Origin of the sequence: Shinella sp. NM-101, assembly GCF_021401195.1 — a bacterium.
In the GTDB taxonomy this organism is placed as follows: Bacteria; Pseudomonadota; Alphaproteobacteria; order Rhizobiales; family Rhizobiaceae; genus Shinella.
This window is the reverse complement of the sequence record NZ_JACBFT010000005.1, coordinates 159121-180120: the sequence shown is the minus strand read 5'-3', so window position 1 is coordinate 180120 and position 21000 is coordinate 159121. Positions and strand designations below refer to the sequence as shown.

Sequence of the window (21000 nt, the reverse complement as noted above, 5' to 3'; positions counted from 1 at the left end):
CTCAGGCCGCGTTTTCCCGCACGGTGGTCGGCACGTAGTTGAGCACGGGGCCGAGCCAGCGCTCCACCTCCGGGACCGCCATGTCCTTGCGACGCGCATAGTCCTCCACCTGGTCGCGCTCCACCTTGGCGACGCCGAAATAGTAGCTTTCGGGCGAGGCGATGTAGAGGCCGGAGACGGAGGAGCCGGGCCACATGGCATAGCTTTCCGTCAGGGTCACGCCGATTTCCCTTTCCGCGTCGAGCAGGCGGAAAAGCGTCGTCTTTTCCGTGTGGTCCGGCTGGGCGGGATAGCCCGGCGCGGGGCGGATGCCGGCATAGGGCTCGCCGATCAGCTCGCCGGGCGAGAAGGTCTCGTCGGCCGCATAGCCCCACAATTCCTTGCGGACAACTTCGTGCATGCGCTCGGCGAAGGCTTCGGCGAAGCGGTCGGCCAGCGCCTTGACGAGGATCGAGTTGTAGTCGTCGTTCGCCCGCTCGAAGCGCTCGGCGATGGCGATCTCACCGATGCCGGCCGTCACGACGAAGCCGCCGAGATAATCCTTCCGGCCGCTGTCGACGGGCGCGACGAAGTCGGAGAGCGCCACGTTCGGCCGGCCGTCGCGCTTGGAGAGCTGCTGGCGGAGCGTGAAGAAGGTGGCGAGCTCCTTGCCCCGCGCCTCGTCGGTGAAGAGGCGGATGTCGTCGCCGACGGTGCCGGCCGGCCAGAAGCCGACGACGGCCTTCGGCGTGAACCACTTTTCCGCGATGATCTTCTCCAGCATCGCCTGCGCGTCGGCGAAGAGCTGGCGGGCGGCGACGCCCTGCTTCTCGTCGTCGAGGATCTTCGGATAGACGCCCTTCAGTTCCCAGGTCTGGAAGAAGGGCGTCCAGTCGATGTAGCGGGCAAGCTCGGCAAGGTCCCAATCCTGGAAGACGCGGGTGCCGAGGAAGGACGGTGTCTTCGGTTCATAGGCCGACCAGTCGGCCCGGAAGGCATTTTCCCGGGCCCGGGCGAGGGGAAGGCGCTGCTTTTCCGCTTCGCTGCGCGCATGGGCATCGGCCACCTTGCGGTATTCCGCCTTCAGCGTCTCGACATAGCCGGGCTTCATCTCCGCCGACAGCAGGCTGCCGACGACGCCGACGGCGCGGCTCGCGTCCGTGACGTAGACGGTCTGGCCACGCTCGTAGCGCGGGTGGATCTTCACCGCCGTATGCACGCGGCTCGTCGTCGCCCCGCCGATGAGGAGGGGGATGTCGAAACCCTCGCGCTCCATCTCGGCGGCGACATGCACCATCTCGTCGAGCGAGGGGGTGATGAGGCCGGAAAGGCCGATGATGTCGACCTTCTCCGCCTTTGCCGTCTCGAGGATCTTCGTCGCCGGCACCATCACGCCGAGGTCGATGATCTCGTAATTGTTGCAGGCGAGCACGACGCCGACGATGTTCTTGCCGATGTCGTGCACGTCGCCCTTGACGGTCGCCATCAGGATCTTGCCGGCGCTCTCGCGTTCCCCGCTGCCGCCGTTGGCGCGCTTTTCCGCCTCCATGTAGGGCAGCAGCACGGCGACGGCCTGCTTCATCACGCGGGCCGATTTCACGACCTGCGGGAGGAACATCTTGCCCGCGCCGAAGAGGTCGCCGACGACGTTCATGCCGGCCATCAGCGGGCCTTCGATGACGTGCAGCGGGCGCTCGGCATTCTGCCGCGCCTCCTCCGTGTCGATCTCCACGAATTCGGTGATGCCGTTGACGAGCGCGTGTTCCAGCCGCTTCTCCACCGGCCAGTCGCGCCAGGCAAGGTCCCGTTCCTTCGCTTCCTTGCCGGCCGCGCCCTTGAAGCGCTCGGCGATGTCAAGCATGCGCTCGGTGGCGGTGCCGCCGGCTTTCGGCGCGCGGTTCAGCACCACGTCCTCACAGGCCTCGCGCAGCTCGGGCTCGATCGTATCGTAGACGGCGAGCTGGCCGGCGTTCACGATGCCCATGTCCATGCCCGCCTGGATGGCGTGGTAGAGGAACACGGCGTGCATCGCCTCACGCACCGGCTCGTTGCCGCGGAAGGAGAAGGAGAGGTTGGAGACGCCGCCGGAGATGTGGACGTGGGGCAGGCTCGCGGTGATCTCGGCAGTCGCCTCGATGAAGTCGACGCCGTAATTGTCGTGCTCCTCGATGCCGGTGGCGACGGCGAAGATATTGGGGTCGAAGACGATGTCCTCGGGGGCAAGGCCGGCGACCTCGGTCAGGAGCTTGTAGGCGCGGGTGCAGATCTCCACCTTGCGCACCTTCGTATCGGCCTGGCCTTTCTCGTCGAAGGCCATGACGACGACGGCGGCGCCATAGGCGCGCACGAGCTTCGCGTGGTGCAGGAAGGCCTCCTCGCCCTCCTTCAGCGAGATCGAGTTGACCAGCGGCTTGCCCTGCACGCATTTCAGGCCCGCCTCTATCACCTCCCATTTCGACGAATCGATCATGACGGGCACGCGGGCAATGTCGGGCTCGGCGGCAATGAGGTTGAGATATTCCGTCATCGCCTTGGCGGAATCGATGAGGCCCTCGTCCATGTTGATGTCGATGATCTGCGCGCCGTTCGCTACCTGGTCGCGCGCGACGTCGAGCGCGGCCGCGTAGTCGCCGGCCGTGATCAGCTTGCGGAATTTCGCCGAGCCGGTGACGTTGGTGCGCTCGCCGACGTTCACGAAGGGGATGGCCTCGGTCAGCGTGAAGGGTTCGAGGCCGGAAAGGCGCATGTGGCGGGGAATGTCGGGGATTTCGCGCGGCCTGTGGCGGGCTGCGGCCCCGGCGATGGCGCGGATGTGGTCCGGCGTCGAGCCGCAGCAGCCGCCAACCACGTTGACGAGGCCGTCGCGCATGAAGCCCTCGATCTGCGCGGCCATCTCCTCGGGGCTCTCGTCATACTGGCCGAAGGCGTTCGGCAGGCCGGCATTCGGGTAGGCGCAGACGAAGGTCTGCGCGACGGAGGCGATTTCGGCGAGATGGGCGCGCATCGCATTGGCGCCGAGCGCGCAGTTGAGGCCGATGGAGAAGGGGGCGGCATGGCGCACCGAGTTCCAGAAGGCCTCGGGCGTCTGGCCGGAGAGCGTGCGGCCGGACAGGTCGGTGATCGTGCCCGAGATCATGATCGGCAGCTCGATGCCCTTTTCCTCGAACACTTCGCGCGTGGCGAAGATCGCGGCCTTGGCGTTCAGCGTGTCGAAGATCGTCTCGATGAGGATGATGTCGGCGCCGCCGTCGACGAGGCCGCGCACCTGATCGGCATAGGCGAGCCTCAGGTCGTCGAAGGTGACGGCACGGTAGCCGGGATTGTTGACGTCGGGCGAGATGGAGGCGGTGCGGTTGGTCGGGCCGAGCGCGCCGGCGACGAAGCGGCGCCTGCCGTCCTTCTCCTGCGCCCTCAGGCCGGCGCGGCGGGCAAGGCGCGCGCCGTCGCGGTTCAGCTCATAGACCATGTCCTCCATGCCGTAGTCGGCCTGGGCGATCGACGTGGAGGAGAAGGTGTTGGTCTCGAGGATGTCGGCGCCGGCGAGCGCATAGCGGTAGTGGATGTCCTCGATCGCGCCCGGCTGGGTCAGCGTCAGCAGGTCGTTGTTGCCCTGCTGGTGGCAGGCGCAGTCGCCGAAGCGTGTTCCCCGGAAATCCTCCTCCACCAGCTTCAGCGTCTGGATTTCCGTGCCCATCGCGCCGTCGAGCACGAGGATACGCTGGCGGGCGGCGGCTTCGAGGGCGGCGCGGATCTCGCTTCCGTCCCGTTTCGGCAGTTCGGGGCCGAACAGGGTATCCAGGTGAGAATTGGCCATGGCGAAGCCCTCCGGTGCGCAACATATCACGCCGGAATTCACATAAACGTATCTTTATGTCAATATGTCTTTATGCGATTGACCTAGTGCAGCGGCCCGTTCGCGCCGGCGAGCGAGGCGAACAGGGCCTTGAGCCGTGCGATGTCCGGATCGGGGTTTTCATAGCGGGAAAGCTTCTGCACCTCCTTCAGCGCCTCGACCGCGAGGTCCGCGCCGCGCGGCTGCCAGAGCAGCCAGGAGATGAAGACGGATTCCGGCTTCCCGTTGCCGGAAGGCTGGTTTTCGATGAATAGAGACATTTCTTCCCCAATCGGAATTGGGGGATGGCCGGACGCACGCTGCTGGAATTCGCCGACGGCGAGCAAGCGCACCCTTGGGACACCCCGCCCATGGACGTTACGAACTGTCGGGGCAGGTCTCCTGGCTTGCGGGTCGTCGCTTCTGCCGCGCCTTCCCGGTGCTTTCGCGCCAGTGGCATCGATCGACAGCAGCTCGCCGTTCACAGTTGCGGGGGCAGCGCCGGCCTTGGCGCTCCTTTCGGAGCATCGCACCGGCTTCCCTCTTAGCCTCCGGCCGTTTTCGACTCGGAAGACCCTGACGCCGGCAGACTGGCGCCACGGGCCGGCCAAGTCAATGGCGTGCCTTATCGAGAGAGGCCGGGAACTTTTGTTGTCCCCGCGCATTTCCGCTTCCGCCTGCATCCTGTTCAGGCTCGCCCCGTCGGGGAGGGGCGATTCACCAAAACCGCAGATGAGGGCTTCATGCTGCGCCGTCCGGTCCTGTTGACATGTTGCAAGTCTCTGTCCTTACGGCTAAAAAATGCCGTTTTCATGCACCACGCGGCCAGGATGCCCATCAGCGTGTCGCTTGAGCCATATCGATCCGTGAGGCGCCATGAGGGCGCGGTCCGGTGTCATGGCTGACCGCGGCGCCGAGAAGAAGCCTGTCCGCGAAAAACCCTCCGGCGCCAAGGCCGCCGCCGGATGGCTCAACATGGCCGGATCCAGAATCAGAAACATGCCCCTTCAAAATACGCCGCAAGCCCCGCGCGATGCCGACGCAAAGCAGATCGACTACAACGATTCGATCCGCGCCACCTATCTGACGCTGGAGGAGCTCGCCGCATGCGGCGAGGCGCTCGCGCACGACAGGACCGTGTCCCTGCCGGGCTACCAGCCCTTCGAGTTCCGCCCCCGGCACAAGGAGAACGAGAAGGAGATCTTCCGCGTCTACCAGGCGACGGCCAAGGACGTGGAGGCCGGCGCGCAGATCACCCCCGCCGCCGAATGGCTGCTCGACAACTACTACGTCATCGAGGAGGCGATCCAGGAGGTCCGGCGCGACTTCCCCCGGCGCTTCCTGCGCCAGCTTCCGACCATGGAGGTCGACGGACAGGCGATCCCGCGCACCTTGGCGCTCGCCTGGCTCTATGTCGCCCATACGCACAGCAGCATCTCCGAGGAGAGCCTGACGGCCTTCGTCCAGGGCTTCCAGAAGGTCGACGCGCTGAAGATCGGCGAATTGTGGGCGCTGCCCTCCTTCGTCCGCTTCGTGCTGCTGGAAAACCTCCGGCGCATTTCCAGCCGCGTCGAGCGCTCGCGCAAGATGCGCTTCAAGGCGAACGAGGTGGCCGACGAGCTGATCCGCCTCAACGATCCGGAGAAGGGCATCGCGTATCTGCGCTCGATGGAGAGCTTCGTCGAGGACAACACCTTCGTCATCCAGCTCCTCTACCGCCTGCGCGACGGCCTGCAGGCCTCCGGCGCGGTGCTCCAGTGGCTGGAGCGCAAGATCGAGAGCCGCGGCAGCGACCTGGAAGAGCTGATCGTGGCGGAGAACAACCGCCTTTCCTCGGGCAATGTCACGATGAGCTCGCTCATCAAGAGCCTGCGCACGGTGGACGACACGGAATGGCCTGTCTGGTTCGAGAGCGTCAGCCGCCTCGACGAGGCGCTGCGCCAGCGTTCGGACTACAGCGACCTCGATTTCGGCTCGCGCAACAAGTACCGCAACACGATCGAGCGCTTCGCACGCCGGTCCGGCAAGACCGAGCTCGAGGTCACCGAGACGGCGCTTGCCATGACGGCGGAAGACGCCGCCGCCCATGCCGACGACCCGGACTACGAGGCCAATGTCGGCGCCTTCCTCGTCGGCAAGAAGCGCAAGCTCCTCGAAAGGCGCATCGGCTACCGCCCCTCGCTCGTCCAGCGCATCGTGCGCCTCACCCGCAAGCTGGACTGGTTCGCCATTGCCGGCCCGAACATCGCCCTGACGCTGCTTGCGATGGTCGCGGTCTATTATTTCCTCGACCAGCTCGACATTCCGAACGGCGCATGGCTGATCATGCTCGTCCTCTTCGCGCTGCCGGCCTCGGAAGGTGCGACGGGCCTCTTCAACACGCTGGTGACGTTCTTCGTCACGCCGTCCCGGCTCGTCGGCTATGAATTCAAGGACGGCATTCCCGAGGATGCGCGCACGCTTCTCGTGGTGCCCTGTCTCATTTCCAAGCGCGACCATGTCGACGAGCTCGTGCGCAACCTCGAGGTCCATTACCTCGCCAATCCGCGCGGCGAGATCTATTTCGCCCTCATCAGCGACTGGGCCGACAGCCCGTCCGAGGAGACGCCCGCCGACCTCGAGGTCCTCGACTATGCCAAGCGCGAGATCGCCGCGCTTTCCGCCCGCTATGCCTATGACGGGCGCATGCGCTTCTACCTCCTGCACCGCCGCCGCCTCTACAATCCGTCGGAAGGCGTGTGGATGGGCTGGGAGCGCAAGCGCGGCAAGCTGCACGAGCTGAACCTGCTCCTGCGCGGCGACGGCGACACGACCTTCCTGCCGGGCGCCAATGTCGTGCCGGCGGGCGTCAAATACGTCATGACGCTCGATTCCGACACGCGCCTGATGCGCGACGCGGTGACCAAGCTCGTCGGCAAGATGCACCATCCGATCAACCGCCCCGTCATCGACGAGGCGACGGGCGAGGTCGTCGCCGGCTACGCCATCCTCCAGCCGCGCGTCACGCCGTCGCTGACGACGGGCAAGGAGGCGTCCACCTTCCAGCGCATCTTCTCCGCCGACCGCGGCATCGATCCCTATGTCTTCACGGTTTCCGACGTCTACCAGGACCTCGTGGGCGAGGGCACCTTCACCGGCAAGGGCCTCTACCATGTCGACGCCTTCGAGGCGGCGGTGAAGGGGCGGATCGGCGAGAACGCGGTGCTCAGCCACGACCTGCTCGAAGGCTCGCTCGCCCGCTGCGCGCTGGTGACGGACCTCGAACTCGTCGAGGACTTCCCGACCCGCTACGGCGTCGAGACGTCGCGCCAGCATCGCTGGGCACGCGGCGACTGGCAGCTCCTGCCCTATCTCTTCAGCCCGTCGAGCGGCATTTCCATGCTCGGCCGCTGGAAGATGTACGACAACCTGCGCCGCAGCCTCATCCCGATCGGCTGGCTCGTCGCCTCCGTCATGGGCTGGTACTACATGGAGCCGCGCCAGGCGCTCGTCTGGCAGCTCGTGCTGATCTTCCTGCTCTTCGTCGCCCCGACGCTGTCGCTGATCTCCGGCATCATGCCGCGCCGCAACGACATCGTGGCGCGCGCCCATGTCCACCGCGTCTTCTCCGACATCCGCGCGGCCAATGCGCAGGTGGCCCTGCGCATCGCCTTCATCGCCCATTCGGCGGCGCTGATGGCCGATGCGATCGTGCGCTCGCTCTACCGCACCTTCGTCAGCCGCCGGCTGATGCTGGAATGGCGCACGGCCGCGCAGGCCGACAGCGCGGCGCGCGGCGGCATCCTCGCCCATTACAAGTCGATGTGGCAGGCCCCGGCGCTGGCCGTTCTCTCCGTGGCGCTCGCCATGGTCTCGAAGACGGGCCTGCCCTTCATCGGCGTTCCCTTCGCCCTCGTCTGGATGCTTTCGCCCGTCATCGCCTGGTATGTCAGCCAGACGGCCGAGACCGAGGACCAGCTCGTCGTGTCCGACCACGTCTCGGCCGAGCTGCGCAAGTTCGCCCGGCGCACATGGCGCTACTTCGAGGAGTTCGTCACCGCCGAGCAGCATTTCCTGCCGCCGGACAATTTCCAGGAAACGCCGCAGCCGGTGCTCGCAGAGCGGACTTCGCCCACCAATATCGGCGTCTACCTGCTCTCGGTCATCTCGGCGCGCGATTTCGGCTGGGTCAGCTTCGAGGAAACGGTCCGCCGCCTCGAGCAGACCATCTCAACCGTCGACGGCATGCCGAAATACCGCGGCCACCTCTTCAACTGGTATCGCACCAACACACTGGAAACGCTCGGCCCGCGCTATGTCTCGGCGGTCGACAGCGGCAACCTCGCCGGCCACCTTATCGCCGTCTCCTCCATGTGCCGCGAATGGGCCGAAGCCCCCTCGGCACATCTCCAGGGCAGCCTCGACGGCATCGGCGACGTCGCCTCGATCCTCTCGGAGACGCTGAAGCAGCTTCCGGACGACCGCAAGACCGTGCGTCCGCTGCGCCGTCTCATCAAGGAGCGCATCGACGGCTTCCACAACGCGCTCGCCGCCGTCAAGCGCGAGCACGAATTCGCCTCCATCCGCGTCATCAACCTTGCGGTGCTGGCGCGCGACGTCAACAAGCTCATCGTCAACCTCGACCACGAGATCAAGTCGGCGCAGAGCGGAGAGGTCGTGCACTGGGCGGGCGCGCTGGTCTCGACCTGCGAGGCGCATATCGCCGACAGCGTCTTCGACCTCGGCAGCATCGAGGCGCTGCGCGACCGGCTCGTCGTGCTGCGCGACCGGGCGCGCGACATCGCCTTCTCGATGGATTTCGGCTTCCTGTTCCGCCCGGAGAGGCGCCTCCTGTCCATCGGCTACCGCGTCGAGACGAACGAGCTGGACGAAGCCTGCTACGACCTGCTCGCCTCCGAAGCCCGCCTTACCAGCCTTTTTGCCATCGCCAAGGGGGATTTGCCCACCGAGCACTGGTACAAGCTCGGCCGGCCGGTCGTTCCGGTCGGCTCGCGCGGGGCGCTCATCTCCTGGTCGGGCTCGATGTTCGAATACCTCATGCCCCCGCTCGTCATGCAGGAGCGCCAGGGCGGCATCCTCAACCAGACCAACAACCTGGTGGTTGTCGAGCAGATGAACCACGGCCGCCGCCTCGGCACGCCCTGGGGCATCTCGGAGGCGGCCTTCAACGCCCGCGACCACGAGCTGACCTACCAGTACACCAATTTCGGCGTGCCGACGCTCGGCCTCAAGCGCGGCCTCGGGCAGAACGCCGTCATCGCGCCCTATGCCTCGCTGCTCGCCACGCAATATGCCCCGAAGGCGGCGCTGGAGAACCTCGAGCGGCTGCGCAAGCTCGGCGCGCTCGGCGTCTACGGCTTCCACGACGCCGTCGACTTCACGCCGACCCGCGTGCCGGAGGGCAAGACCTGCGCCGTCGTGCGCAACTACATGGCGCACCACCACGGCATGTCGATCGCCGCCGTCGCCAATGTCGTCTTCAACGGCGCGCTGCGCGAACGTTTCCATTCGGATCCCGTGATCGAGGCGGCCGAGCTGCTGCTGCAGGAAAAGGCGCCGCGCGACATTCCGGTCATCAACGCCAAGCGCGAGCCGGAGACCGTCGGCAGCACGCAGGCCGACCTGCTGCGCCCGGAAATCCGCATCTTCAAGGATCCGGTCGCGCGCGAGCGCGAGGCCGTGTTCCTGTCGAACGGGCACTATTCCGTGATGCTGACGGCGACGGGCGCGGGCTATTCGCGCTGGAACGGCCAGGCCGTCACCCGCTGGAAGCCCGATCCGACGGAAGACCGCTGGGGCTCCTTCCTCTTCCTGCGCGACACGGCGACGAACGAATGGTGGTCCGCCACCGCCGAGCCGAAGCGCATCGAGGGCGAGGAGACGAAGACGCAGTTCGGCGACGACAAGGCGGAATTCCTCAAGACCGTCGGCACGCTGACGAGCGAGGTCGAGTGCATCGTCGCCACCGAGCACGATGCCGAAGGCCGCCGCCTGACGCTGCTCAACACGGGCACCGAGGACCGCTTCATCGAGGTGACCTCCTACATGGAGCCGGTCATCTCGACCGACGATGCCGACAGCGCCCACCCGCTCTTCTCGAAGATGTTCATCCGCACCGAGATCGGCAAGCGCGGCGACGTCGTGCGCGCGGAGCGGCGCAAGCGCCACCCGAACGAACCGGACATGGCGATCGCCCATCTCATCGTCGACAATGCCGGTCCCTCGCGCCGCACCGAGATCGAGACGGACCGCCGCCGCTTCATCGGCCGCGGCCGCTCGCTGGCGACGGCCGCCGCCTTCGACCCCGGCGCGCAGCTCTCCGGCACGGACGGCTTCACGCTCGATCCGGTCATCGCGCTGCGCCGCGTCGTGCGCGTTCCGGCCGGCAAGAAGGTCAAGGTGATCTTCTGGACCATCGCGGCGCCGAGCCGGGCCGAAGTTGACGCGGCCGTCGACCGCTACCGCCACCCGGACAGCTTCAACCACGAGATGATCCATGCCTGGACGCGCTCGCAGGTGCATATGCGCCATGTCGGCGTGACCTCGCAGGAGGCGGCGAGCTTCCAGACGCTCGGCCGCTACCTTACCTATCCCGACATGCACCTGCGTGCCGATGCCGGCACGATCCAGGCGGGGCTCGCCCCGCAGTCCTCGCTCTGGCCGCTGGCCATTTCCGGCGACTTCCCGATCTTCGTCGTGCGCATCAACGACGAGATCGACCTCGACGTCGCCCGCGAGGCGCTGCGCGCGCAGGAATATCTGCGCCACCGCGGCGTGACGGCAGACCTCGTGATCCTCAACGAGCGCGCCACCTCCTATGCGCAGGACATGCAGCACACGCTCGACCAGATGTGCGAGAACCTGCGCATGCGCGGCCAGTCCGACGGCGTGCGCCAGCATGTCTTCACGGTGCGCCGCGACCTGATGGAGGTTTCCACCTGGCAGGCGTTGCTGGCGACCGCCCGCGCCGTCTTCCACGCGCGCAACGGCTCGCTTGCCGACCAGATCGCCCGCACCGTCTCGCTCTTCGCACCGCCGCGCGGCGAGGAGGAGGGGAAGGCGGAAACGCCGCTGCCGAAGCTTGCCGCGCCGGACGGTGCGCCTGTCGCGATCGACGGCGATGGCCTGTCCTTCTGGAACGGCTTCGGCGGCTTCAACGAGGACCGCCGCGAATATGCCGTGCGGCTGCGCGGCGGCGAAGCCACGCCCCAGCCGTGGATCAACGTAATCGCCAACCGCGAGTTCGGCTTCCATGTCTCGGCGGAGGGCGCCGGCTTCACCTGGAGCCGCAATTCGCGCGACTTCCAGTTGACGCCCTGGACCAACGATCCCGTCGTCAACCGCCCCGGCGAAGCCTTCTACGTGCGGGACCGCGACCGCGGCACGGTGATGACGCCCTTTGCCGCTCTTTCGCGCAAGTCCTCGGTCAAGTTCGAGACCTGGCACGGCCTCGGCTACACCGCCTTCAGAAGCTGGGAGGACGGCATCGAGCTCGACCTCGTGCAGACGGTCGATCCCGAGGATCCGGTCAAGTATTCGCGCCTCGTCGTGAAGAATACCGGCGACACGGCGCGCAGCCTCTCGGTCTACGGCTATGTCGAATGGGTGCTGGGCAACAATCCCGCCCGGACCGCGCCCTTCGTGCTGACCAGCCACGACGAGGAGAGTGGCGCACTGCTCGCCACCAATCCCTACAGCCTCGATTTCGCCGGCCGGACCAGCTTCTTCGCCGTCGATGCGCCGCTTGCGGGCTTCACCGCGCGCCGGCGCGACTTCATCGGCCGCACCGGCGACGTCGGGCTGCCGGCAGCGCTTGCGACGGGGCAGGCGCTTTCCGGCAATACCGACGGCATCGGCGACCCCTGCGCGGCGCTTGCCGTCGACATCACGCTGAAGCCCGGTGAAAAGCGCGCGCTCGTCTTCGTGCTCGGCGACACGGCCGATGCCGACAGCGCCCGGGCGCTCGCCGACAAGAGCCGCGCGGCGGATTTCGATACCGTCATGGCGTCGGTCCGCACCTTCTGGGAGGGCTTCACCGGCACGTTGCAGGTCAAGACGCCGGATGCGGCGCTCGACCGGATGGTCAACGACTGGCTGCCCTACCAGGCGCTCGGCTGCCGCATCATGGCGCGCTCGGCCTTCTACCAGGCGAGCGGGGCCTATGGTTTCCGCGACCAGTTGCAGGATACGCTCGCCTTCGTGCTGCATCGCCCGGAGCTTGCCCGCGGGCAGATCCTCAATGCGGCCCGGCGCCAGTTCGTCGAGGGCGACGTGCAGCACTGGTGGCTGCCGGATACCGGTGCCGGCGTGCGCACGACGATCTCGGACGACGTCGTCTGGCTCGCCCATGCGGTGGAATACTATTGCCGGGCCACCGGCGACCATGGCGTGCTCGACGAGACGCTCGCCTTCATCGAGGGCCCGCCGCTCGCCGAAGGGCAGCACGATTCCTTCTTCAGGCCGGGCCGCTCGCCCGAGGAGGCGTCGCTCTACGACCATTGCGCCCGCGCACTCGACCTTGCGCTCCGGCGCACCGGCGAGAACGGCCTGCCGCTCATCCTGGGCGGTGACTGGAACGACGGCATGAACCGCGTCGGCGAGGCCGGCCGCGGCACCAGCGTCTGGCTCGGCTGGCTCCTTGCCGGCACGTTGCGGGGCTTCGTACCGATCGCCCGCGCGCGCGGCGACCACGGCCGCGCCGATGCCTGGGAAGGCCATCTCGGCCGCCTCGGGCAAGCGCTGGAAACCGCCGGCTGGGACGGCGGCTATTATCGCCGCGGCTACTACGACGACGGCACGCCGCTCGGCTCCTCGGAAAGCGCGGAATGCCGCATCGATTCCATCGCACAGAGCTGGAGCGTGCTGTCCGGCGAGGGGGATGAGGCGCGGTCGCGCCGGGCGATGGATGCCGTCCTTGCCGAACTCGTCGACCGGGAAAACGGCATCATCCGCCTGTTCACCCCGCCGCTCGCCGAGACCCCGCAGGATCCCGGCTACATCAAGGCCTATCCGCCCGGCGTGCGCGAGAACGGCGGCCAGTATACCCATGCGGCGACCTGGGTCGTGCTGGCGCTCGCGCGCCAGGGCCGGGGCGACGACGCCTATGCCTGCTTCGACCTCCTCAATCCGATCCGGCACGCGCTCGATCGGGACGGCGCAGAGCGCTACCGCGTCGAGCCCTATGTCGTGGCGGCCGACGTCTACGGGGTGGGCGAGCGCACCGGGCAGGGCGGCTGGAGCTGGTATACGGGCTCGGCCGGCTGGCTCTACCGCGCGGCCGTCGAGGGCATCCTCGGCATCCGCAAGGAGAACGGCCGCCTCTTCGTCGAGCCGGCCCTGCCGGCCGCGTGGAGCGGCTACACCGCGACGCTCGTGCTCGACGGGAAGAAGCTCTCCATCCGCGTCGACCGCGCGGATGACGGCGGATGGCAGGCGACCGTGAACGGCATCGTCATCAAATCTTCAAACGAGGGCTATTTGCTCTGATCCACCTATGTGAATCAGAGCGTATCATGACAGACAAGACCAGACCGGCAGGCGCCGTGCCGCGCGAACGCGACACGCGCCTCGACGTCTTCCGCGCCCTCGCGCTCCTGACGATCTTCGTCAACCACGTCCCGGGCCAGTACCTGGAGCACCTGACGCACAAGAATTTCGGCTTTTCCGATTCGGCCGAGGCCTTCGTGCTGATCTCCGGCATGTCCGTCGGGCTCGCCTACGGGTCGCGTTTCGCCGTCGGCGAGCGGCTGGCCGTGACGCTGCGCATCCTGCGCCGGGCGCTGACGCTCTATGTCGCCCATATCATGACGAGCATCATCACCTTCGCCATCTTCGCGGGCGGGGCGCTGTGGTTCGCCCGGCCGGACCTGCTGTCGGAAATCAACCTGCGCGCGGTCGTCGACCGCACCGACGAGGGCGTCGTCAGCATGGTGCTGCTCGGCCACCAGTTCGGCTACAACAACATCCTGTCCATGTATGCCGCGCTCTTCCTGATGCTTCCGGGCTTCCTCTGGCTCTACCGGCGAAGCGCCCGCCTGCTCCTTGCCGTCTCCGGCACGATCTGGCTCTGTGCCGGCATCTGGCGGATCGCGCCGTCGAATTTCCTCGACGACGGCTACTGGTTCCTCAACCCGCTCTCATGGCAGTTCCTGTTCGTCATCGGCTTCGTCGGCGTGCTGCGGGCAAGGACGAAGGGTTTTCCGCGCAGCCCTGTTCTGCTTGCGCTTTCGGCGGCCTATCTCGTCGTCTCGATGTTCTGGGTGGTGTTCTCCTGGTGGAGCATCGACTTGTCCTACGGATTGCCCGCCGTCCTGACCGGCTTCGACAAGACGTTCCTGTCGGCCACCCGGCTCCTGCATGTGCTGGCCGGCGCCTATCTCGTGGCGACGATCCCGGCCCTGTCGACCTGGGCGGCGCTGCCCCTGTCGCATCCGCTGGTGGCCGTCGGCCGGCATTCGCTGGCCGTCTTCATCTTCGGCACGATCCTCGCCATGGCCGGGCAGGTGCTGATGTTCGTCACCGGGAAGAACCCGGTGCTCGGCACGCTCTACGTGATCCTCGGCATCGCGCTGCACTTTGCCTATGCGCGCTATCTCGACTGGCAGGCAACCGTCATCGCGAATGCAAAACGGCAGGGCCTGCAGGCCCTGCCGGTCAAAGGCGGCGATCCGCGCAAGCGGTGACGTCGCTCAGGCAGCCGTGTGGCTCTTGCGCACGTCGTCATCCGTCAGGATGCCGCTCGCTCTCAGGAGCGCGGCGAAGCGACCGTTGCTCTGGCTGAGGTCGTTGAACGTGCCCAGCTCGGCGACCTGGCCGTGATCCATGAAGACGACGAGGTCGGCCTCGCGCACCGTCGACAGGCGGTGGGCGATGATGAAGGTCGTGCGGTTGCGGCGCAGCGAATCGATCGCCGCCTTGACGCGCGCCTCCGTCTCCACGTCCAGCGCGCTGGTCGCCTCGTCGAGCACGAGGATGGGCGCGTTCTTCAGGATGGCGCGGGCAATGGCGATGCGCTGGCGCTCGCCGCCGGAAAGCCGGTTGCCGCGCTCGCCGACATGCGTGTCGTAGCCGCTCTGGCGCGAGGCGATGAAGTCGTTCGCCGCCGCCGCCTCCGCCGCCGCGACGATCTCCTCGTGCGTCGCGCCCTCGCGGCCGAGACGGATATTGTCGGAGATCGAGCGGTTGAGCAGGCCCGCATCCTGGAAGACGGTTGCGATCGAGCGGCGCAGCGACTTGCGCGTCACCGTGGAGATGTCGATGCCGTCGATGAGGATCTGGCCGGATTGCGGCTCGTAGACCCGCTGGAGCAGATTGACGAGCGTTGTCTTGCCGGCGCCCGTCGGGCCGACGATGGCGACGGTCTGGCCCGCCTCCACCGTGAAGGAGACGTCGCGCACGCCCTGCGTGGCATTGGCGAAGTCGAAGCCGACATTGCGGAACTCGACCTTGCCCTTCACCTCGCCGAGCTCGCCGGCACCGACTGGTTCCTCGCGTTCCTTCACGGCGTCTTCGAGCGTGAAGAAGTCTTCCAGCTTGGCGCGCGCCTCGAAGATCTGCGTGGCGAAGGCCTTCATCTGGTCGAGGCGCCCGATCAGCAGGCCGGCAAAGCCGATGAAGGCGATGACGTCGCCGACCCGGATCTCGCCGCGCTGCACCAGAACCGTGCCGATGACGAGGATCGTCATCATGGAGATCGTGGACGCGATGCGGTTGAGGGCGCTTGCGAGCGCCCACCAGTCGAGCACCGGGAACTGCGCATTGATCAGCCGTTCGGCAAAGCGCTTCAATTCGCGCGTCTCGGCCTCGATACGGTTGTAGCTGTGCACGACGGAGACGTTGCTGATCGAGTCCGAGACGTGGGAGAAGACCGTGTGATAGTGGTTCTCCACCGAGGCCTGGCCTTCGCGGGTGCGGTTCATCACCACCTTGCCGATGACGACGTAGAGCGCGCCAAGGACGACGAGTACCAGCGACAGGCGATAGTCCATCGCAAAGGCCGTCGGGATCAGCAGGACGAGCGCGACGGCGGTGGCAAGGTGCGTGCGCATGAATTCCAGCCAGAGGCCGAACAGCGTCTCGCAGGCGCGCAGCAGCGTGTGCAGCGCGTTCGAGGTGCCGCGCTGGCTGTGCCAGGACAGCGGCATGGAGATGATGCGTCCGAAGGCCTCCGTCAGGAGGCTCGCGCGGCGGCCATGGGCCAGCCGGTCCGCCTCGCGCGCGACGAGCACGTAGGCGATGGTGTTGAACAGGCCGAAGCCTGCCCACATCAGGAGCATCGGCGTGACGTCGCCCTTGCTGGAGATGGCGTCGATGATGCGGCCGAACAGGATCGGTTCGGCGATGGTGATCACCGCAAGAACGATATTGGCGGCCACCACCAGGCCGACGCGAAGCTTGTAAGTACCGAGATAGCTGAGGGCTCGTGCATAGACCTGAAACAAAGACACGGCAATGGGGCCTTTCCGGCGATACCTGTTGTGCGGTGCAGCGAGTGCACCTTCAGTCCCTTCGCTGCGGGTATTAATCAGCGGAAGAGGCAAAAGTTCTTCCGGGTCAAGCAAATTTCGTGACCGGGTTGAAATCTTGCGTGATTTTGTGAACTCAACCCGCTCACGCATGCAAAACGATTGATTTCCAACATGCGATCCTGCCAATTGTAAGGCAGGGAATGCGAGTGGAGCGCTTGGGCCGGTTGTCGGTCGGGTTCAGCTTTATCAGTTGGTTAAACGAAGCCAGACAAGCGCGGGGCACATGAAGATCAACTTGCTGGTGCAATTCCTTGCACTGATCGACGAGTTGCGCGGCCGGGACGAGACGACGGCCGAGTTCGAGCGCCTGCTGGCGCTTTACGGTTTCGATTATTACGGGCTCATCAAGGCGCTGCGGCCCGTGGAGGGGCCCGAGAACCTGCTCCTTGCCGGCCACTGGCCGGTGGGCTGGCCGGAAACCTATCTGCGCAAGCGCTACATGCACGTCGATCCGACCGTGCGCTATCTCGGCTATGCGCAGGCGGGGTTTCGCTGGCGCGACACGCTCGGCGCCTTCCGTGCGAGCCCGCACCGCAAGCGCATGGAGCGCATGATGGTGGATGCGCGTCACAACGGGCTGGAGGACGGCTACATGTTTCCCGTCCACGGCCGGCGCGGGCTCATCGGCAGCCTCAGCCTCGGCGGCAGGCCGGTCGACCTGGAAGGCGTCGAGGTGGCGCTTTTCGAGGGCATCGCCCGGCGGCTCTACTGGAAGCTCGTCCAGGCGGCCGATCCGGACACGGCCGCACGCCTTTCGGCCGTCGTCGATGTCGAGCTGACGCGCCGGGAGATGGAGGCGCTGAGCCTGCTGGCCGAGGGCATGACCTCGCACGACATCGGCCGCGTCCTCGGCATCTCCAGCCACACCGTCGACTGGTACATGAACGGCATCCAGGAGAAGCTCGGCGCGCGCAACCGGCACCACGCGATCGCCATCGCTTTCAGGCTCGGCCTGGTTTCCTGACGGCGCAAATCTTTCGCCCGATGACGAAAGCAAAATTGAACTTTGGAAATTACCCGCTAATAATCCCTTCGCGGGTGCAGCATTTCCCGCGTCCAAGTCATTGAGGAGCTCGACTTGCCCATTTCCAAGATCCTTGTCGCCAACCGTTCAGAAATCGCCATCCGCGTGTTCCGCGCGGCCAATGAACTGGGGCTGAAAACGGTCGCGATATGGGCGGAGGAGGACAAACTGGCGCTGCACCGCTTCAAGGCGGACGAAAGCTACCAGATCGGCCGCGGCTCCCATCTTGCGCGCGACCTCGGCCCGATCGAGAGCTATCTTTCCATCGACGAGGTGATCCGTGTCGCCAAGCTCTCGGGCGCCGACGCGATCCATCCCGGCTACGGCCTTCTGTCTGAAAGCCCCGAATTCGTCGATGCTTGCGATGCCGCCGGCATCACCTTCATCGGCCCGCGGCCGGATACGATGCGCCAGCTCGGCAACAAGGTCGCCGCGCGCAACCTCGCCATTTCCGTCGGCGTGCCGGTCGTGCCCGCCACCGATCCGCTGCCGGACGACGAGACGGAAATCCACCGGCTTGCCGCCGAGATCGGCTATCCCGTCATGCTCAAGGCATCCTGGGGCGGCGGCGGACGCGGCATGCGCGCCATCCGCGACCCGAAGGACCTGATCCGCGAGGTGACGGAAGCCAAGCGCGAGGCCAAGGCCGCCTTCGGCAAGGACGAGGTCTATCTGGAAAAGCTCGTCGAGCGCGCCCGCCACGTCGAAAGCCAGGTCCTCGGCGACACCCACGGCAATGTCGTGCATCTCTTCGAGCGTGACTGTTCGGTCCAGCGCCGCAACCAGAAGGTCGTCGAACGCGCGCCGGCTCCGTATCTCAGCGAGGCCCAGCGCCAGGAACTGGCCGCCTATTCCATCAAGATCGCCAAGGCGACGAACTATGTCGGCGCCGGTACGGTCGAATACCTGATGGATATGGACTCGGGCAAGTTCTACTTCATCGAGGTGAACCCGCGCATCCAGGTCGAGCATACCGTCACCGAGGTCGTGACCGGCATCGACATCGTGAAAGCCCAGATCCACATCCTCGACGGCCATGCCATCGGCACACCGGAATCGGGCGTGCCCGCGCAGGCGGACATCCGCCTCAACGGCCACGCGCTCCAGTGCCGCATCACCACGGAAGATCCCGAGCAGAACTTCATCCCGGACTACGGCCGCATCACCGGCTATCGCTCGGCCTCGGGCTTCGGCATCCGCCTCGACGGCGGCACGGCCTATCCGGGGGCGGTAATCACCCGCTTCTACGATCCGCTGCTCGTCAAGGTCACCGCCTGGGCGCCGAGCCCGCTGGAGGCGATCAACCGCATGGACCGGGCGCTGCGCGAGTTCCGCATCCGCGGCGTCGCGACCAACCTCACCTTCCTCGAGGCGATCATCAGCCACGAGAAGTTCCGCGACAATTCCTACACCACACGCTTCATCGACACCACGCCGGAGCTCTTCCAGCAGGTCAAGCGCCAGGACCGCGCCACCAAGCTGCTCACCTATCTCGCCGACGTCACCGTCAACGGCCATCCGGAGGCCAAGGGCCGGCCGAAGCCGCCGGCCGACGTCGCCCGGCCCGTCGTGCCCTTCATCGAGGGCGAGATCGCCCCCGGTACCAAGCAGAAGCTGGACGAACTCGGGCCGAAGAAGTTCGCCGAATGGGTGCGCGGCGAGAACCAGGTCTTCCTGACGGACACGACCATGCGCGACGCGCACCAGTCGCTACTCGCCACCCGGATGCGCACGCATGACATCGCGCGTGTCGCCGGCACCTATGCCCGCGCCCTGCCGCAGCTCTTCTCGCTGGAATGCTGGGGCGGCGCCACCTTCGACGTCTCCATGCGCTTCCTGACGGAAGACCCATGGGACCGCCTTGCCCGCATTCGCGAGGACGCGCCGAACCTGCTGCTGCAGATGCTGCTGCGCGGGGCGAACGGCGTCGGCTACAAGAACTATCCCGACAATGTCGTGAAGTATTTCGTGCGCCAGGCGGCCAAAGGCGGCATCGACGTCTTCCGCGTTTTCGACTGCCTCAACTGGGTCGACAACATGCGCGTCTCGATGGACGCCGTCGCCGAGGAGAACAAGATCTGCGAGGCGGCGATCTGCTATACCGGCGACCTCCTGAATTCGGCCCGCCCGAAATACGACCTCAAGTACTACACCGCCCTTGCGGGCGAACTGGAAAAGGCCGGCGCGCACATGATCGCGGTGAAGGACATGGCGGGCCTGCTGAAGCCCGCCGCCGCACGCGTGCTCTTCAGGGCGCTGCGCGAGGCGACGGACCTGCCGATCCATTTCCACACCCACGACACCTCGGGCATTGCCGCCGCCACGGTGCTCGCCGCCGTCGAATCCGGCGTCGACGTGGTCGATGCGGCGATGGATGCGCTCTCCGGCAACACGTCGCAGCCGTGCCTCGGCTCGATCGTCGAGGCACTGAAGGGCTCGGAACGCGATCCCGGCCTCGATCCCGAATGGATCCGCCGCATCTCCTTCTACTGGGAGGCGGTGCGCTTCCAGTATGCCGCCTTCGAAAGCGACCTCAAGGGGCCGGCTTCCGAAGTCTATCTGCATGAAATGCCGGGCGGCCAGTTCACCAACCTCAAGGAACAGGCCCGCTCGCTCGGCCTGGAAACCAAGTGGCACCGCGTCGCGCAGGCCTATGCCGACGCCAACCAGATGTTCGGCGACATCGTCAAGGTGACGCCGTCCTCCAAGGTGGTGGGCGACATGGCGCTGATGATGGTCAGCCAGGACCTCACGGTCGCCGATGTCGAGAATCCGGGCAAGGACATCGCCTTCCCTGAATCGGTCGTCTCGATGCTGAAGGGCGATCTCGGCCAGCCCCCGGGCGGCTGGCCGGCCGGCCTGCAGAAGAAGGCGCTGAAGGGCGAGCAGCCCTATACCGCGGTGCCGGGCTCGCTGCTGCCGCCGGCCGATCTTAATGCCGAGCGGAAGGCCATCGAGGACAAGCTGGAGCGCAAGGTCGACGACTTCGAGTTCGCCTCCTACCTCATGTATCCCAAGGTCTTCACCGACTATGCGCTCGCCGCCGACCTGTACGGCCCGGTCAGCGTGCTGCCGACGCCGGCCTATTTCTACGGCCTGGCGCCCGGCGAGGAGCTGCAGCCGGAGCTGGAAAAGGGCGTTTCCCTCGTCATCCTGCACCAGGCGAAAAGCGAGCCGGATGCGCAGGGCATGGTCAAGGTGTTCTTCGAGCTCAACGGCCAGCCGCGCCTCATCAAGGTGCCGGATCGCAACCGCGCCGCCACCTCGGCCGTGCGCCGCAAGGCCGATGCCGGAAACGCCGCCCATCTCGGCGCGCCGATGCCGGGCGTCATCTCCACGGTCTCGGTCTCGGCCGGCCAGGCGGTCAAGGCCGGCGACGTACTGCTGTCCATCGAGGCGATGAAGATGGAGACGGCGCTGCATGCGGAGAAGGACGGCATGATCTCGGAAGTCCTCGTCAAGGCCGGCGACCAGATCGACGCGAAGGACCTTCTCATCGTCTACGGCGCCTGACCGGACCGACGGCGGAAAGCATGGCAGGGGATGGGGGATGGCCCCGTCCCCTCTTTATGCTTGCCTTTCGGGCGATTCCGGCCGCAAAACGCTGCGCATCCCGTCGCAACCGTTCCTGCAGGCAT

At 66.4% G+C, this 21000-nt stretch carries 7 protein-coding genes and 1 riboswitch; of the genes, 4 read left to right on the top strand and 3 right to left on the bottom strand.

What is annotated here, in order from left to right; translation table 11 throughout:
* Position 1: 1 nt before the first annotated feature.
* Together metH and L0976_RS12230 are read right to left on the bottom strand one after the other, a co-directional pair.
* The gene (gene metH, locus L0976_RS12235; protein ID WP_234187548.1) at positions 2-3793 is read right to left on the bottom strand and encodes a methionine synthase; all 3792 of its coding nucleotides are present in this window, start codon (positions 3791-3793) and stop codon (positions 2-4) included.
* 83 nt (positions 3794-3876) lie between these two features.
* Positions 3877-4092: a hypothetical protein gene (locus L0976_RS12230; protein ID WP_234187546.1), complete on the bottom strand. Its 216-nt coding sequence runs from the start codon at positions 4090-4092 to the stop codon at positions 3877-3879.
* Between the two features lie 93 nt (positions 4093-4185).
* Positions 4186-4405, bottom strand: a riboswitch (cobalamin riboswitch).
* Positions 4406-4810: 405 nt separating this feature from the next.
* Between L0976_RS12230 and L0976_RS12225 the strand changes: the two genes are divergently transcribed.
* On the top strand, positions 4811-13297 hold the full coding sequence (locus L0976_RS12225; protein ID WP_234187545.1) for a GH36-type glycosyl hydrolase domain-containing protein: 8487 nt from the start codon (positions 4811-4813) through the stop codon (positions 13295-13297).
* Between the two features lie 26 nt (positions 13298-13323).
* Complete coding sequence (locus L0976_RS12220) at positions 13324-14493, top strand: OpgC family protein (RefSeq protein WP_234187544.1); 1170 nt, start codon at positions 13324-13326, stop codon at positions 14491-14493.
* Positions 14494-14499: 6 nt separating this feature from the next.
* On the opposite strand, the gene L0976_RS12215 is transcribed toward L0976_RS12220, so the two are convergent.
* A complete protein-coding gene (locus L0976_RS12215) occupies positions 14500-16257 on the bottom strand; it encodes a glucan ABC transporter ATP-binding protein/ permease (RefSeq protein WP_203316847.1) in 1758 nt (585 codons plus the stop codon).
* 304 nt (positions 16258-16561) lie between these two features.
* On the opposite strand from L0976_RS12215, the gene L0976_RS12210 reads away from it, so the two are divergent.
* Positions 16562-17302: a LuxR family transcriptional regulator gene (locus L0976_RS12210; RefSeq protein ID WP_234187542.1), complete on the top strand. Its 741-nt coding sequence runs from the start codon at positions 16562-16564 to the stop codon at positions 17300-17302.
* A 114-nt stretch (positions 17303-17416) separates the two neighbouring features.
* The gene (gene pyc / locus L0976_RS12205; protein WP_234187540.1) at positions 17417-20875 is read left to right on the top strand and encodes a pyruvate carboxylase; all 3459 of its coding nucleotides are present in this window, start codon (positions 17417-17419) and stop codon (positions 20873-20875) included.
* Positions 20876-21000 lie beyond the last annotated feature (125 nt).